This is a genomic window from Sporolactobacillus sp. Y61, assembly GCF_040529185.1.
Classification (GTDB): Bacteria; Bacillota; Bacilli; order Bacillales; family Sporolactobacillaceae; genus Sporolactobacillus.
Window position 1 is genome coordinate 1,097,608 of sequence record NZ_CP159510.1, and the last position, 16,700, is coordinate 1,114,307.

12 protein-coding genes and 1 pseudogene are annotated in these 16,700 nt (G+C 45.9%); 9 read left to right on the forward strand and 4 right to left on the reverse strand.

Going from position 1 to position 16,700, the window contains the following annotated elements:
* Window positions 1–68: 68 nt before the first annotated feature.
* Genes ABNN70_RS05420 through ABNN70_RS05430 form a run of 3 tightly spaced genes read right to left on the reverse strand, consistent with a single transcriptional unit; the run spans window position 69 to window position 2,927 of the window.
* Window positions 69–1,433: a DUF6056 family protein gene (locus ABNN70_RS05420; protein WP_353948996.1), complete on the reverse strand. Its 1,365-nt coding sequence runs from the start codon at window positions 1,431–1,433 to the stop codon at window positions 69–71.
* Complete coding sequence (locus tag ABNN70_RS05425) at window positions 1,430–1,933, reverse strand: hypothetical protein (RefSeq protein ID WP_353948997.1); 504 nt, start codon at window positions 1,931–1,933, stop codon at window positions 1,430–1,432. Before ABNN70_RS05425 ends, ABNN70_RS05420 begins: the two co-directional genes overlap by 4 nt.
* 13 nt (window positions 1,934–1,946) lie before the next feature.
* Window positions 1,947–2,927 (reverse strand): glycosyltransferase family 2 protein, encoded by a 981-nt coding sequence (locus ABNN70_RS05430; protein WP_353948998.1) that lies wholly within the window; start codon window positions 2,925–2,927, stop codon window positions 1,947–1,949.
* A 465-nt stretch (window positions 2,928–3,392) separates the two neighbouring features.
* Here ABNN70_RS05430 and ABNN70_RS05435 point away from each other — a divergent pair, with 465 nt between their 5' ends.
* The 7 genes and pseudogenes from ABNN70_RS05435 (at window position 3,393) to ABNN70_RS05465 (ending at window position 12,454) form a co-directional block, all read left to right on the forward strand.
* Window positions 3,393–8,033, forward strand: coding sequence for a S8 family serine peptidase (locus ABNN70_RS05435; protein ID WP_353948999.1), 4,641 nt, complete (start codon window positions 3,393–3,395; stop codon window positions 8,031–8,033).
* 338 nt (window positions 8,034–8,371) lie between these two features.
* Window positions 8,372–9,067 carry a sugar transferase gene (locus tag ABNN70_RS05440; RefSeq protein WP_353949000.1) on the forward strand — a complete coding sequence of 232 codons (696 nt, stop codon included), beginning with the start codon at window positions 8,372–8,374 and terminating at the stop codon, window positions 9,065–9,067.
* Between the two features lie 230 nt (window positions 9,068–9,297).
* Window positions 9,298–10,056 carry a Wzz/FepE/Etk N-terminal domain-containing protein gene (locus ABNN70_RS05445; RefSeq protein WP_353949001.1) on the forward strand — a complete coding sequence of 253 codons (759 nt, stop codon included), beginning with the start codon at window positions 9,298–9,300 and terminating at the stop codon, window positions 10,054–10,056.
* On the forward strand, window positions 10,043–10,738 hold the full coding sequence (locus tag ABNN70_RS05450) for a CpsD/CapB family tyrosine-protein kinase (protein WP_353949002.1): 696 nt from the start codon (window positions 10,043–10,045) through the stop codon (window positions 10,736–10,738). The genes ABNN70_RS05445 and ABNN70_RS05450 overlap by 14 nt, the downstream gene beginning before the upstream one ends.
* A gap of 49 nt (window positions 10,739–10,787) precedes the next feature.
* Window positions 10,788–11,555 carry a CpsB/CapC family capsule biosynthesis tyrosine phosphatase gene (locus ABNN70_RS05455; RefSeq protein ID WP_353949003.1) on the forward strand — a complete coding sequence of 256 codons (768 nt, stop codon included), beginning with the start codon at window positions 10,788–10,790 and terminating at the stop codon, window positions 11,553–11,555.
* Window positions 11,537–11,889: pseudogene (locus tag ABNN70_RS05460) on the forward strand (hypothetical protein); the annotation flags it as partial. The gene ABNN70_RS05455 and the pseudogene ABNN70_RS05460, both read left to right, overlap by 19 nt.
* A gap of 151 nt (window positions 11,890–12,040) precedes the next feature.
* Window positions 12,041–12,454: a WecB/TagA/CpsF family glycosyltransferase gene (locus ABNN70_RS05465; RefSeq protein ID WP_353949004.1), complete on the forward strand. Its 414-nt coding sequence runs from the start codon at window positions 12,041–12,043 to the stop codon at window positions 12,452–12,454.
* A gap of 196 nt (window positions 12,455–12,650) precedes the next feature.
* Here ABNN70_RS05465 and ABNN70_RS05470 read toward each other — a convergent pair whose 3' ends face one another.
* A complete protein-coding gene (locus ABNN70_RS05470) occupies window positions 12,651–13,961 on the reverse strand; it encodes an IS1380 family transposase (RefSeq protein WP_353949386.1) in 1,311 nt (436 codons plus the stop codon).
* A gap of 137 nt (window positions 13,962–14,098) precedes the next feature.
* Between ABNN70_RS05470 and ABNN70_RS05475 the strand changes: the two genes are divergently transcribed.
* Both ABNN70_RS05475 and ABNN70_RS05480 read left to right on the forward strand, forming a co-directional pair.
* Window positions 14,099–14,503, forward strand: a complete 405-nt coding sequence (locus ABNN70_RS05475; protein ID WP_353949005.1) for a WecB/TagA/CpsF family glycosyltransferase — start codon at window positions 14,099–14,101, stop codon at window positions 14,501–14,503.
* Window positions 14,504–14,560: 57 nt separating this feature from the next.
* A complete protein-coding gene (locus tag ABNN70_RS05480) occupies window positions 14,561–15,559 on the forward strand; it encodes a glycosyltransferase (RefSeq protein WP_353949006.1) in 999 nt (332 codons plus the stop codon).
* Window positions 15,560–16,700: the final 1,141 nt, after the last annotated feature.

Consider the following 16,700-nt stretch of genomic DNA (forward strand, 5'->3'; position numbering starts at 1 on the left):
CCAGGCGAGAGATAGCTTCTAAACGAATCTCGGCCTGGTTGTCATGCCAGGTGAACGATCGCGGGCTATCATCCTCCCAGTATATACCCATTCAAGAACGCCAGTCCCGCAAATAATCCGGTTACGGTCAGCAGCATAGGGTTAAACGGTGCAGGTTTCAGCCGGAGAAGCTCCTGATAAACAAGAATAATGATGATCATCAGGGACACATACAGAAAAAAGAAGGCGCGGACACCGGAACCCCATGCGCTCGGCGTAAAGCCGATGACCATCCGGGACATAAAACCGGCCAGCAGCACCAGATAGATCAGGATGAGGATTCGCCGGCCGTTAAAGAGATACAGCAGGGCAAGCATCAGGCACAGAACGGTCAGTCCCAGAACAGCGATCGGCAGATAACTTTCGAGCGACCAGACATTCTCAAGATGAATATAGCCGTAGGGGATCACATCCACATCGATCAGACTTTTTCTGATCCGCGGGTAAAGGGCTGAAGTCATCGGATGCATCATGCCGAACATAAGCACGCAGAAGAGCGGGACGGTACTGATCGTGCGCAGAAACAGTTCCTGATATCTCGCGTAAGTCGCCGCCATAACGACAAAACTAAGCAGAACGAAGATTGGATCAAATTGAAAAATAAAATGATTAAGTGTCGACGAAAAAGCACCGATTTCAATCTTATTGATCATCGGGAGCATAAAAAAGTGATGATTGTATTTTTCCACCTGAACCATCAGTCGGGCATGGTTTCCGGGTGCGTTCATAATAAACAGGAAAGAAGCCGCAGCGATCAGAAACTGGCTCAGGATAAAGAAAGGCAGCCGGCGATAAAAGATGAAGTAAATCAGAAAACCGCCGTAAATGATCAGCAGAGAAACACATAACTGTTCCTGATTGGCCGCAAAAATCAGAGCGCACGCATACAGGAAGGACTCGTATTTTTTGAGTTGCTGCTTAAGCAGTATTTTTTTCAAAGGAAACAGCGCGATGAGCCCAAGCGTCATTGGCCAGAGATAGTTCAGTGTCGTGGATGCCCAGCCGGCGCTGTGGAAGGCCGGGGCGGGAATCAGCAGAAACAGACAGACGATCAGCCAGTTGGCTGTTCGCTTTTCCCTTTTCACAAACAGGTACGACAGAGAAAAGACGAACAAACCGATCATCATCACGTTCAGCAACTTCCACAGCCACCCGCTGATATAAAGCAGGGTGACCAGAACCGCCTCAATCAACACCCGCGACGACCACCCGGAATAGCGTTCGCAGAGCCATGACAGCAGATCATGATTCTGCAGGATGAGCCGGAATTTGGCATCATCACCCCGGCTGACCGGGATAAGAAGATGATAGCCAAGCATGAAAAAGGTTAAAGCCAGGAAAGGGAAACAGGTCGATCGGTACATAGCGGACAGGTTTCGACTGACTGTTTTCACTTTGAGGTCCTCTCTCCGCTTTGCTGCACGTTGCGATGGGTATTGATGAAAATCTTTTGATGATTATTGAAATACTGAATGCAGAGCTCATAACGGGATAAAGGTGCAGGCAGCTGGTCCGTTCTTGCACGTGCCAGAAAGCCGCCGGACGCATAATTGAATGAGGACGGATACTGTTTATTCAAATCTTCCCGGATAACCATTTTTGTCGGCAGCCGGTAGAGCGCACCGGTTTTGACGTCCCGTAAAACAAGATGTGTGCCGTAAATAAGGATCGATTCACCTGGATAAAAGGCCCAGCCGGTGATGTCCACACTGGATCCGATGTGGATCTTCTCGACTTTCCATTTCAAGGCGGGATCTGCTGGTGGCTGAATGTCTTCGATCGGCCGGATACTGCCGATTCCGTCGGATAAGGCAAAAGCAAAAAGGACAAAGAGGAGGACCCCACCGCCGAGAAAGATCAATGTGATGATTTTCAATTGTCGCACTCCGGACATGAAATTTCCCCCTTCACGACGTTTCACGCCGGATGGTCTCCTGACGAGGCGTGGACGCTTCAACCTTTTCGCCGTTAAACTCATCGACAAAGTACAGCGGGCGGTGTTTCGTTTCATTGAACACCCGGCCGAGGTACTCACCGATCAGACCGATCGACAGGAGCTGGATGCCGCCGAGAAAGAGGATCACGGCCATCAGTGAGGCATAACCGCCGACACGGTTTCCGAACAGCAGCGTTCGAACAATAATAAACAGCATGTAAAGGAAGGCAAACAGGGAAACAAAACTGCCGGCAATTGAGGAGAGCCGGAGCGGCGCCACGGTGAACGAAGTAATCCCTTCGATCGCCAGATTAATCAGTTTCGGATAGTGCCATTTGCTGCTGCCGGCGGCGCGGGGCTCCCGGTCGAACAGGATTTCTTTCTTATTAAAACCGATCCAGCTGAACATCCCTTTCGTGTAGCGCTGGGTTTCACGCAGCCGGCGCACCGCCTGAACAGCGCGGCGGTCGAGCAGCCGGAAGTCGCCGGTATCCGCCTGCAGCGGGATCCGGGTTGTCTTCTGCAACAGTCGATAAAATCTGGCGGACGTCACTTTTTTCAGCCACGACTCCCCATTTCGGCTGCGGCGCCGGGCATAGACATCGTCGTAGCCCTGTTCCCAGTATTTCAGCAGCTCAGGGATTAGTTCCGGCGGATCCTGAAGATCGGCGTCCATCAGGATTACGGCGTCGCCCTGGGCATAATCGAGCCCGGCAATCATTGCAATCTCCTTGCCGAAGTTGCGCGACAGATTGACGAAGGCGACGCGTGGATCCAATCGGCGCAGCGAGCGAATGATCGTAAGCGTGTCGTCCTGACTGCCGTCATTAACAAAAAGCAGTTCAAAATAATAGCCCGTGAGCGAGCGCAGCACCTGTACGGTTCGCTGGTAACACGGATTCAGCACCGCTTCTTCGTTATATGCGGGGATGAGAATCGTAACAAGCTTCATGATGCGCCTCCATCTATGTCCTCCTCAAAACAGCCACTCCACCCTTTTTTTATACACAGAGAGCATCGCGAAAATGGGTAAGCATAGCAGAAACGTGTACCCGACGGTTTTCTGGCATCAGGGCAGGGTTCTAATAAAAAGCAGCTCCGGGCTGGTCACTTAGCCCTGTATTTCTGCGCACGGCTACCTTTATGCAACTTTTGAACTGTTTTTATAAAATACGGATAATTCCCTCTTGTTCGACAACATATTTCTTATCAAAGCGCTATAATATTCTCTGTAATCATAAAAAAGATACAGAATATTTTGAACAAATGGGAAGGGAGGAGCTGTACAGTCGGAATATGGGGAGCATGAGACTCAGTTTGACAGACAGTTTTCAACAAGCCAGCTGCATGGAATGGAATGTTTGAACGCGCACGGGTTATGGGAATTGCTCATTCATGAGTCAGGGGGAATATGAACGTGCATAAAAGTCAATGGAGTCAAGCGCTTTGCGTGCTGATTTGTTTCTTATTGCTCACGCCTGGATCTGTTCAGGCCGCCCCGGTGTTTGATAAGACCATACCGATAAAAACATCTGTGAAAGAACAGGCGCCATCTTTAGCCAAAAACAAAATCAGTGCTGATCTGGATGACGTGTTTCAGTCAAAGAAGAACGCAACGTTCCTTGTGAAATTTAAAACACAGGCGGATACCAAAAAGGCAGCTGCCAACGCAAAAAAATTGGCGAGTAAGCAAAAAATGACGCCCGCGAAAAAGAAGTTTGCGCAGAAATCCGCGGTGCTCAGCGCGTTGCGGACGACCGCTTCTGAAACTCAGGCTAACGTCATCAAATATCTGGATGACGCAAAGAAAAAAGGCCTGGTCAAAAACTATCAATCTTTCTATATCGTAAACGGCATCGCCGTGACCGGCACGAAAGACGTGATGAAGAAGATGGCAACATTTGCTGAAGTTGATAAAATTCTACCGAACCGCACCCGGCAACTGACAGCGAATACAGCGATCGCCTCTGGCAGCGAAACGGGTGAAGCAAAGGCAAAAACAAAGTCAAAAGCAAAGGCAAAAACGGCAACGGATGATGAGGTCGCCTGGGGTGTTGCGCGAATCGGTGCTCCGTCAGTCTGGAACATGGGCATTGACGGAACAGGTGTCGTGATTGCCAGCATTGATACAGGCGTGCAATGGGATCACCCGGCGCTGCAGGGCAAATATCGCGGCTATGATCCGGCCAGCCCGGATCAGCCGGACAATGAATACAACTGGTTTGACGCGGTGGCCGGCGAATTGACGCCCTATGATGATATCGGCCACGGAACCCACACCATGGGGACGATGGTTGGCGCGGAAAACGATGGGACGCATAAAATAGGCGTCGCACCAGGCGCCAGATGGATTTCTGTAAAAGCGTTTACTCCGGATGGCGGGACCGATGTCGATCTGCTGGAGGCGGGTGAATGGATTCTTGCACCTAAAGACGCAGCCGGCAATCCGCATCCGGAAATGTCCCCGGATATTGTTAATAATTCATGGGGCGGCGGACCCGGCCTTGATGAATGGTACCGGCCGATGGTGCAGAACTGGCGTGCGGCCGACATCTTCCCGGAATTTTCTGCAGGAAACACGGACCTGTTTAATCCGGGTGGCCCGGGTTCAGTAGCAGCACCGGCGAATTATCCGGAAGCGTTCGCGGCCGGAGCCACGGACAATAGCGACCAGCTGGCCGGGTTCTCTCTGCAGGGGCCGTCACCGTATGATGAAACGAAGCCCGATGTATCCGCGCCGGGCGTCAACGTGTACTCATCTGTACCGGGCAGCACTTATGACGGCACGTACAGCGGAACATCGATGGCCGCGCCGCATGTAGCCGGGACGGCAGCGCTCCTGCTGTCGGCGGATGCCTCGCTGACGGTTGATGAACTGGAACAGATCATCGTCGATACGGCAACACCGGCGACAGACAGTACCTTCCCGGAATCGCCGAATAACGGTTATGGCTCCGGGATCATCGACGCCTTCTCAGCGGTCACATCGATCACAACCGGCCTCGGGACGCTCACCGGCCAGGTCATGAAGGAAGGCGAGGACACGGAAGCGCCGGCCTATCAGCATACCCCGGTTTCCGAGACGTATGAAGGGGTCGCGCTTCCGCTTCAGATCAGCGTTCAGGACAATGTCAGCATCCAGTCCGTCCAGCTTCAGTATAAAGTAGCCGATGGAGCGTGGCAGACGGTGGAAGGCGAGCGGACAGAGGGGGACTATCGCCAGGGCGTTTATCAGGCAACGATCCCGGGCGACGACCTTGCACAAGGCCCGCTGACCTATAAGTGGCACCTCACCGACTTTGGTGGAAATGAAGTCGACTCCGATCTTTATGAGGTCTCCGTCCTTCCGCCGATCACGACGGGCTATTCACAGGACTTTGAATCCGTCCCGTCCGGCTGGCGGTCCTATGGGGATCAGAACAGCTGGGAATGGGGCGTGCCCGCCTCCGGGCCGGAACAGGCCGCATCAGGTGAAAAGGTCTACGCCACGAATCTGGAAGGGAATTACGACAATGATGCCAACGCAACACTATTGATGCCTCCTGTACACGTAGCGGAGGGACAGAGCTATCTGCAATTTAAAAACTGGTATGAGATCGAGAACAATTACGATCACGGGCAGGTTTTCGTCTCAACAGATCAGGAAAACTGGACATCGGTCGCCGATTTCACCGGGGCAGGGTCCGGCTGGTCAGATGTTTCGGTTGACCTGTCGGCATACGCCGGCCAGAACATTTTTATCGGTTTTAATCTCAGCACCGATTCGAGTGTCGTTCGACCCGGCTGGTATATTGATGACGTCTCGCTGACCGATACAGCGGCAACCGGCGCGACGAAGGCAACGCTCGGCCTGGCCAAAGCCGGGAAGCAGGCGGATGCGCCATCACTGAGCAGTAAAAAGCCGGTAGATCCGCAGACGATCCAACCACAGAAAGTGAAAAATGTACGGCTGCCGTCGATTGAGTCCCGTTCGTTAAAATCCGCCCCGCCGGCAGAGACAAACGCACTGCCGCTTGACGCGACAGTCACGGTTCTGGAAACGGGACGTGCAGTGTCCACCAATCCGGCGGACGGCAGTTATGCGATGCGGCACGCGGCGGGGACGTACACCGTGAAAGCCGAGAGATATGGCTTTGCATCGCAGGCACAAACGGTAGAGATCACCCGCGACAGGACGACGGAATCCAGTTTTATGCTTCAGCCGATCCCGCAGGGCACCATTACCGGTACGATCACGAATGACGCCACAGGTGCCCCCGTTTCCGGCGCGACCGTCCAGGTTATGGAAGACGCGAACATCGCGCCGGTGCAGACGGACAGCAACGGGCATTTCGAATTAACGGTCTATGAAGGGACCTATACGCTGCATGTCGGTGCCCCGAGTTATTACGCCAGCGACGTCCAGGTCACCGTGGCGGGTAATGAATCGACGGAAAAAAATGTCGCTCTCGAACCCTTCATCGGCTATCCGGGCGAAATCGGCTATGATGATGGCACAGCAGAAAATGCCCATGCCTTCTATGACGCCGGAAACGGCTGGGCGGTGAAAATGTCACTCGCTGAGGGGCATGACACGGCGATGGTAACAGGCGGGCTGTTCCGGTTCTGGACGGATGAATGGCCGGTACCGGGCGGCACGGACTTCAAGGTCGCCGTGTATGATGCCACCGGTCCGGACGGTGCACCGGGCAACCTGCTTGCCGGTCCGGTCGATGCGACGGCACTCCGGGATGGATCATGGACGCGGGTCGATCTCTCCGATAAAGGGATACTGGTCCACGGCGATTTCTATATGGTCTACATTCAGACGGATGTCAATACACAGGCACCGGGGCTCGCGACCGATGAAGACGGGACGAACGCGGGCCGCAGCTGGCAGCTGGTATCAGGTAGCTGGGCGCCGTCACCTGCCGAAGAGGGCAACTATATGATCCGCTCGACCGTCAGCTATGAAGTGAGTGTACCGGTGATCACCGCGCCGGCGACGAACATCTACACGAATCAGGAAAGGGTATCCGTTGAAGGGAAAACAGCGCCGGCAACAACGGTCAATCTGCTTAATCATGGAGAAAAAGTGGCGGAGACCACATCTGCCGAAGACGGGACGTTTGCTTCAGAGGTCGCCCTTCAGACAGGCGAAAACGCGATTACAGTGACGGCTTCCACCGACACCGGCACCACCGATCCGTCAGCACCGGTGACTGTCTTCCTCGATCAGACGAAACCGGGCCTGACGATTGACAGCCCGGCAGATGGATCCAAGACCAACTGTGAAGCCGTCACGGTCAGTGGGACGGTGGATGAGGCCAATCTTGACTCGGTGAAGGTCAACGGACAGGCCGCCGATGTCACAGAAAGCGGCAGCTATTCGAAACGGATCCTGCTCGACAGCGGAGTCAACACCATCGAGGTTGTCGCTAAGGATAAAGCCGGAAACGAAGAAAGCCGGTCGATCCGCGTCGACGCGAAATTCACCGCACCAGAAATCACAAACTTGAAACCGGACGAAGACCGTTATCTGGACGCCGGCCAGACGGTGGAAGTGGCTTTCGACAGTGAGCCGGGTCTGGAAAGTACCTTCGTGATTCAGGCACCGCTGACCAATACGAGAGCTCGAACCACTAATGAAGCGAATGAACTGCCGCTAACTGAAACTTCAGCAGGGCATTACGTGGGCTACTGGACAGCGACCTCAAACCTCACCGCCGATGGCGCGCAGATTGAGGTTAAAGCAAGAGATGCCTACGGTAACGAGACGCGTCAGACCGCTGCCGGTAAACTGTTTATCAATATCCCTAATGAAAAGCCGGTCGCACAGTTCGAAGCGCCTGCCAAAGCGAAGAAAAACAAAACCGTCACCTTTGACGCCTCGGCGTCTTCCGATCCGGACGGGAATCTTGTCACGTACGCCTGGACATTCGGCGACGGCAGCACGGCTGAAGGGGAAACGGCCACCCATCAATTTACGAAAAAGGGCAAATATAATGTCACACTGACCGTGACAGACAATCGCGGCAAAAACGACTCGATCACCCATACGATAAAAATCACGCGCTAATCCGTGTGAAAAAGGCTGGCGAGAAATTAAGCACTGATCAAATACCGGAGAGCAGATTAATAAAAATGCGCTCCGGTATTTTTTTAATAATCAGAATCTCATTTTTGCTCGCCATAAACTGTGCTATAATACTGTTATCCTGACAAATATGTAAAAAGAAACATATATTTCGTGCGTTTTTGATAACTTGGTATGATCTGCTCGCTTTCATTGGACACAACTGAATATGAGAGACGGTCACGAACAATTAAAAAATAGCCCATCGAATGGTCCACTGCATTACATTTACATTCCTGCTGACCGCCAGTTTACAGTTACAGCTTGATGAGGTGAATACTATGGCAATCATTAAACCATCCATTGGAGAAGATCAACTATTTAAACAAGATGAGATACATACTTCCGGCCGGGTGAAAATAAAAGAGAAACCTCTCTATTTTCTGGTTAAGAGATTAACAGATATTGCCGGTTCCTTAATTGGACTTGTTTTACTTTCCCCTGTTTATCTCATTATTGGCCTGCTGATCAAGCTGGACGACCCAAAAGGGAAAATTATATTTAAACAGGTGCGGGTTGGTAAAAACGGCCGGCTGTTTTATATTTACAAGTTTCGTTCCATGGTCAGTAATGCCGAACAGTTACTGAACAAACTCCTCGATAAAAACGATACGACAGGGGCCATGTTTAAAATGAAGCACGACCCCAGAGTGACAAGAATCGGTCACTTTATCCGGAAAACCAGTCTGGATGAACTGCCTCAGCTGGTCAATGTGTTAAAGGGAGATATGAGTCTGGTCGGCCCACGGCCTCCGCTCCCAAAAGAAGTGAAGAACTATACAAATTATGACAAACAGCGGCTGCTGGTTGTGCCAGGCTGCACGGGCCTGTGGCAGGTCAGTGGCAGAAGTAATGTCGGATTTAAAAAAATGGTCGAACTGGATATCGACTATATTGAACACAGGTGCGTGTCCCTGGATCTTAAAATTATATTAAAAACCTTTACCCTGCTGAAGGGATCGAAAGATGCGTATTAAGAGGTTACCGTATTTAACGGCATGAGTACATATGCGTTTTCCACAAATTGTTTATTCAGATTAAGCCTATCCGTGTTATAATTACCGGTACTTTAGTAACAGAAGCTGATCCCAAATTCCTGCTGCTAAATGTTTTGAAGATAATCATTGCCCGACAGAATCTATGCTATAATACGATTAGCTTTAAATTCTTTCAGACAGAAACTATTACTCTTGTGTTGGGGGATATTATGGAAGAGACGATCAGCCTTAAAGAGATCTTTCAGACACTCAGAAAAAGAATCTCTCTTATACTTATCATTACACTTCTGGCAGTAACAGCCAGCGCAGCAGTCACCTACTTTATCATGACACCGAAATATGACGCATCAACGCAGATTCTTGTCAATCAAGCAAATTCAAACAACAATAATTTATATCAGGGTAATGCCGTACAGACCAACGTACAGTTGGTCAATACCTATAGTGTAATCATCAATAATCCTGCCGTCCTGAACCAGGTCATTAAAAAAATGAACCTGGACATGACAGCCGATGAACTCAAAGATATGTTGACGGTGAATACGGAACAAAATTCACAGGCATTCACCTTAACAGCGGAAACAGACAGCCCGTCCCAGTCCGTTAAAATTGTGAATAATGTCGCAACCGCCTTTAAATCCCAGGTGCAGAAAGTGATGAATGTGGATAACGTCAGCATTCTCGCACCGGCAACAGTCGGGGGAAGTGCAGATCCGGTGAAACCGAAGCCGATGATCAATCTGGCTGTTGCCTTTGTTGTCGGTCTGATGGTTTCTGTAGGGCTGGCTTTTCTGCTTGAATATCTGGATAACACGATTAAGACAGAAGAAGATATTGAGCAGGTGCTGGGCCTGCCGGTACTTGGTGCCATCTCAGAAATTAAATCTCATCATGAGAAGACGTCGAGAGGCACCCATGCCGCAGCGCACAACCATGTGAGAGGGGGAAGCCGAGTTGAGGCGAAGTAAATTTGTATCAAAACAGCGACATCTGATCACGTTTTATAAGCCCAAGTCCACCACTGCTGAACAGTACCGGACGATCCGGACGAATATTGACTTTTCCCATGTCGACAGTGATCTGAAGACGATCATGTTTACTTCAGCCGGCCCGGGTGAGGGGAAGTCAACCACAGCAGCCAATGTGGCAACAGTGATGGCACAACAGGGCAAACGCGTCCTGCTGATTGACGCAGATATGCGAAAACCGACTATGCATTATACGTTCCGCCTGATCAATACACAGGGCCTGACTACTCTGCTGACCAAACGGACGACCTTTGATGAGACCATCCAGAAAACAGAGGTCGAAAATCTTTTTATTCTGACGAGCGGACCGATCCCGCCGAATCCTGCAGAGCTCCTCAGTTCTGTAGTCATGGAAAGCTTTATCAAACATGCACTCACGCTTTTTGATACAGTAATTATTGATACGCCTCCGGTACTGGCTGTAACGGATGCCCAGATCCTGGCTAATCTCTGTGATGGAACCGTACTGGTGGTACGGAGCGGAGAGACAGAAAAGGAAGCCGCACTGAAGGCCAAAGACCTGCTTTCCAAAGCAAAAGCGAAAGTTCTTGGCGTCGTCTTAAACGGTAAACCAATATCCAAATCCGACAGTCATTATTATTATTATTATGGCAATGATTAATGTGTTTTTCCCTGTTTTTTAAAATACGACATGGAGAGGAGAGAAGCAAATGATTGATATACATTGCCATATCCTTCCGGGCATTGACGACGGAGCTGCTGATGAACAGGTTTCGCTGGCCATGGCCAGACAGGCGGTGGCCGAAGGCATTACTCAGATCGTCGCCACACCGCATCACCGCAACCGGCACTGGGATAACCCAAAGCCCTCCATTATAAATATGGTCAAAACATTGAACCAGTTCTTTGAACAGAACCAGATAGGCTTAACCGTCCTTCCCGGTCAGGAACCGCGCATCTTCGGCGAAATGGCTGACCCGGATTCGGAAGCGGAACTGGTGACGGTCAATGATAACAAGAAATACATCCTCGTCGAATTTCCAACCCACCATGTTCCAAGATATGCCCAGCAGCTTTTCTTTGATCTGCAGGTCAAAAGTATCACGCCCGTAATCGTCCATCCGGAACGCAATCAGGAAATTTTTGAACATCCGGAGATCCTCTACAACTTTATCACAGATGGGGCACTGTCCCAGGTTACAGCGTCCAGTTTGATTGGTAAAGAGGGGAAGAAAGTCAAAAAGCGAACCTTGCAGTTTATTGAAAACAACTTATCCCAATTCGTTGCATCAGACGCCCACAATGTAACGACTCGTCCCTTTTATATGCAGGAGGCTTTTATTGAGTTAAAAAAGCAGTTTGGAAGAGAGTTAGCTCATACTTTCAGAGAAAACGTGGAACTGTTGATTAACGGGGAGCTCGTCAATCGAGCGGAACCGGTTGAAATTAAAGAAAAGAAATTTTTCGGGATCTTTTAGTCTGGGGGAATGAAGTGGTTATTCGGGAAGCGGGTTTAGGCACTCGGTTCTTCTCGACTACAAAGGCTCTACCCAAGGAGATGCCGCCAATCGTTACGTCAACAAGCCAACCCCACCCAGTATATCGTTGAAGAAGCTGTCCAGGTAGGAAGACATAATTATTGTCACAGGTAAAGGAAAACGGGCAATTGAAGATCATTTTGATAATACTTATGAATAGCACTTGAGCCACAAGTAAAAACTTGAACTTCTGAAGAGGGTCCGCGAACCTTCGAAAGTAGATATTCACCAGATAAGACAAAAAGTGCCAAGGGGTCTTGGTCATGCAGTATGGTAGGCCAGAGAGTTCATAGATTACGAATCTTCTCTGGATCAAAAAATGCTTTTAAATAAAATGGGCACTAAGAATAAAAAAGTAAATAATGAAAACATTTGGGAAGGAACTTTGAATAATTAGATTATGTCTTAAGGGTGATTCTATCAGAATGACTAATGACTTATTAATAGAAGACTTTCTTGGTTTACAAGTGTCGTGTAGTACTCTTGAAGAAATTTCGGAATATATACTTATAAATACAAAATTAAACAGAAGAAATAAGTATTTTGCTATTAATCCAGATTGCATTCTTAAATACTTCAATGATCCAGATTATAGGCGAATATTGAAAAGAAACGACAACATAATCTATATTGATGGAATGGGCATTATATACGCTCAGATGTATTTAAAATTACCTGTGGCAAAAGAGAGGGTTGCAACTACAGATTTATTTCCCAGTTTATTAAAAAGTATTGACAATACTAACAGTAACAGTCTTAAAATCTATTTATTGGGTGGAAAGGACGACACTGCACAAAGAGTTATTAACAATCTATCAAAAAAATACCCAAATTCCTGATTTATTCACCATTCATCGTTTCTTGAGATTTTTGTTTATCGGGACGAGGTTGCCTAATTTTGTCTACTTTTTCGCGTAAAACGTACTCGAAAGATTAATTTCTGAACTTTCGCTCAACAATGGACCGTTTTGAGATGGACTTTCCCCGTTGGCCTGATGAAAACGTTTTGATGCTACCAAACTGAGTGCCCTTTCACTATTCGATTTGAAGTTTTTGAATCCGTCCGAGTACTTTCCAGAGGAAGTCCTGATAGACAAAGCTGGAGGACAGCTTGAAATAAAGGGAGCGCCCCGACCTCACCAACTTACTGGCCACTTTCACGATCCGGGTTCGAATGGTTTCAATTTGCATGTTCTTCTGCCCCTCTGGAAACGTCAGTGTACGCATCCAGTTCGTTAAATTGTAGGCGATCAGGCTGAGCATCAATCGGCCTTCGTTAATTTCAAATTTGTGACTGGACAGTTGATCCAGACTGAATCCGGATTTGGCTTCCTTGATGTAGTTTTCCATGGTCCCTCGTTTCTGATAAGTCAGAACGACTTGTTTCGGGGAGAAGCATTCAACCAGATTGGTCACGATAAAGGTATGCGTGAAGAAGAGTTCGCTAGCCGGGCGAACCGATTGAACGATTACTTTTCTGGGCTTGTCCCAAGACTTCGCCTGGTACGCCATTTCTTCATAGTAACACTGGGTCTCCCCGGTCGACGCATCGTTGGGATGAAGCTCCTCAGCCATCCGCTGGAGTATGGCATTCGACTTCAGGCGAATCGCGTAGTAGACGGATTCTTCTTCGCACAGCTCGTAGAGCTCAGGCGTGGCAAAACCGCTGTCGCCACGAAGGAACGGCGTGGTTTCCGGAAAGTGCTCGTTGTAGTGTTCCAGAATCGGCCGAACAAAGTCCGCGACCCCATGAGAAGTATAGCGATTTCCGGGACGCAGTTTCGCCTTCAAAAAATCTCCCGTCGCCCCGTCGAACGCCACCAATGGATGGAAGCCGATGGTACCGTAATGTGCATTATAGTCTGAGGATTCCTGCTTGCCGTACGTATCGACGTGAGTGGAATCCAGGTCAATAATCAGTGCCCGGCTCTTGCGATATCGATGAACTTTGTCCAGTAATTTCTGATTGGCCACTGCGAGCTGATCAAGAGTATTCTGGTCGAAACGATAATAAAAGCGGGATAACGTCGGTTGTGACGCCAGTTTGGATGTTTCAACAACCTGGGTAAACACGGGATCATGAATCAATGCATCGGCTGAGTCATCCTCGGAGTAACCGGCCAGCAGCTGATAGATCTTCTGGCGAAAGAGTTTTGCGTTGGAATAGAACGGACTCTTGCGCGAATCATTCAGTATCAAATGGCGTTCAAACGTCTTTGAGAAACCGATTTTCTCGTCAAACTCCTTAAAAAGCAGTTGACCGCTATCTGAAGAAAGTTCACCACCATCGTTTGATAGTTTGATTTTTCGATTGAAATCTAACGTGATTTGCGATAAAGTAGTCATCATAAAGGATCCTCTCTGGTGTTGTGGTGACTTAATTTTACCAGATTTGGATCCTTTTTGCGTGCACTTTTTTCATGCACAGGGTGTAATCGAGAAAAGTGATCAGATCAAGCATCTGAGCGTTTTGGAGAAATTCTGTGAATAAACTAGGAAATTGTAATTTTGCAGGTTGGCATAATGGCTTTTTTGATGAGAAAGAAAGTCCTGAAATTATTAAGGATATTAATCAAAAAAAAGCGAAAATATTATTTGTTGGTTTTGGTACACCAATTCAGGAAAAATGGGTTGATAAATATTATGTTACTATTAATTCTCCAACGATAATAACATGCGGAGGCCTGTTTGATTACTACTCGGGCAATGTAAAAAGAGCTCCGTTATTCATGAGAAATCATGGACTTGAATGGTTGTACAGGCTCTGTCAAGAGCCAAGAAGGTTATTTTGGCGTTATATTATTGGTAATACAAAATACGTTGTAAAAATATTAAGATATAAGAAGCTGAAAAAAAATAACAGTGTCAACAGGAAAATATGGTTTTAGAATTAAAAAACACTCTGTACATTTTTTTATTTTATCAAAATGGAGTGATTGACAAAAATGAAAGAGTTCATGGTGAGTATAATCATCCCTTGTTATAATGCTGAAAAATACATTGATAAATGCTTATCCAGTATAATTAATCAAACATTGAAAAGAATTGAAATAATAGTAGTTAATGATGGATCTACAGATAAAAGCCTTGATGTAATAACAAGATATCAAAATAAGTTCAGCAACATAAAAATTGTTAATCAGAAAAACATGGGTCAAGCAGAATCAAGAAATAAAGGAATAAGACTTGCAAAAGGAGAGTATATAGGCTTTGTTGACAGTGATGACTATATCGAATCTGGTATGTATGAAACACTTTACAATGAAGCTAAACAAGATAATTTGGATTTGGTTATATGCAATTTTGATAGAGTTAGTGAAGATGGGAAAATATTAAGAACACATAACCAAAAAAGGTTTAATGAAAAATATTTTAATAATAAACAACTTATATATGAATTCTTTTTGAATGAGAATGAATTGATTGAAGGATATTGTTGGAATAAGTTATTCAAAAGATCCCTTTTTATTGAAAACGGAATTTTTTTCCCCAAATTAAAGTATGAAGATATACCAACAGTATTTGAAGTACTTTGCCTAACTAACAGAGCAAAATATATCAATCGCTCTTTTTACCATTATGTCCAAAGAAATACTTCCACAGTACATTCAACAAATGAGCAAGCTATTAAGGATTTTATAGTAGCAATTAATTTAGTTAATCAAATTTTAGTTAATAAGGGATATAAACAAAGGTTTAAAGCTGAATTTTTGTTATACATTGTAAGATGTGTTTTATATTTTTATGTAAAAAATAAAAGTATTATAGAAAGAAACAAAGAAATATATGATCAGATAAACTGTTGGATAAATGAGATATCATTAAAGAAATGTATATTATCAAAAAAAATGACTATCCGAAATTTTATAAGAATTATTCTTTATAAAATAGGGGCGTTTAAAATATTCTTTCGACTGTTTCACTTATTTCGCCCTTCCGTTTAAGACAATTATTGGAAAATATTTCCATGATCAAAGAATTTTAACGGGAATAACTGCCCTCTTTTCCAAATAGTCTGATAATACGAATTGATCTTCTCAAATTGTTGTTGTGTTAAGGAGATAAAATGGTACAAAAATATACCTTTTTCATCATAACAGGCATGGTACTAATTTTTGCATATGCATCTAATACATTATCCGTTGAATTAGATAAAGCTAATGCAATATCTAGTTTGGCAATTATTCTAATACTTATATTATGGGCAATCAAAAGAAATATAAAACTTTATTTCTACCAACTAGCTTTAATTCTATGTTCCTTAATCGTGATTGCAATATCTCTGAAAGCAAATTTAATATCATTGACATTGTTGCTGTTACTTTCGATCGCGGCATTTTATAGTGGAAGGAATATGAATAAAGCTATAATATTTTATTCGATTCTCAATTTAATTCTTTTTTTGATCGTTACATCACTGTACTTTGTTATTGGCTTTAATTTAAATAATGATATCAGTATGTGGAGAATTGACAGGATAATTCATAGAAGTTCATTAGGCTTTTCTCACCCAAATCAAGCAATGATTGTATGGTTGAGCTGTGGATTGTCATTATTATCATTTTGTACGAAAAAAAATACTATAAGAATATCAATGTTAGTTTTGGTTTTATCGTATATCATATATCTGTACACTAAGAGCAGGACGTCAACATATATAATTATATTGCTTTGCTTATGTATGATAATATTGAGAAAGAGTATGAATAAAATTGTTACAAGAAGAATGCACCTTCTAATTTCTATCTTTCCTTTAATGTGCACTATCATCTCATATTTATTATTAATTATACCGTATTACCCCAAATTAGATGCTCTATTTTCTGGAAGAATAGCATTGTATCGTACCTTTTATGGACAATATGGAATAACATTATTTGGGAATTCTGAATTAGAAAATGCCATGTTTGATAACTCTTATTTGCAGGCATTGATGTCAAAGGGATTTCTTTTTACAATGCTATTTCTCGTAATATTAACTGCTCTTATAACAAAACTAAAAAAGTTAACATATAATGATATTTTGATTATGATGGGCTTCTTTACTTGTGGATTGACAGAAACCATGCTGTTTAGACTTGAATT

Bases quoted from the DNA above. Each gene is read 5' to 3' on its own strand.
- ABNN70_RS05445 (WP_353949001.1), top strand. From the start codon at position 9,298: ATGGAAGAGACGATCAGCCTTAAAGAGATCTTTCAGACACTCAGAAAA.
- ABNN70_RS05480 (WP_353949006.1), top strand. From the start codon at position 14,561: ATGAAAGAGTTCATGGTGAGTATAATCATCCCTTGTTATAATGCTGAA.
- ABNN70_RS05430 (WP_353948998.1), bottom strand. From the start codon at position 2,927: ATGAAGCTTGTTACGATTCTCATCCCCGCATATAACGAAGAAGCGGTG.
- ABNN70_RS05470 (WP_353949386.1), bottom strand. From the start codon at position 13,961: ATGACTACTTTATCGCAAATCACGTTAGATTTCAATCGAAAAATCAAA.
- ABNN70_RS05465 (WP_353949004.1), top strand. From the start codon at position 12,041: ATGACTAATGACTTATTAATAGAAGACTTTCTTGGTTTACAAGTGTCG.
- ABNN70_RS05440 (WP_353949000.1), top strand. From the start codon at position 8,372: ATGGCAATCATTAAACCATCCATTGGAGAAGATCAACTATTTAAACAA.
- ABNN70_RS05425 (WP_353948997.1), bottom strand. From the start codon at position 1,933: ATGTCCGGAGTGCGACAATTGAAAATCATCACATTGATCTTTCTCGGC.
- ABNN70_RS05455 (WP_353949003.1), top strand. From the start codon at position 10,788: ATGATTGATATACATTGCCATATCCTTCCGGGCATTGACGACGGAGCT.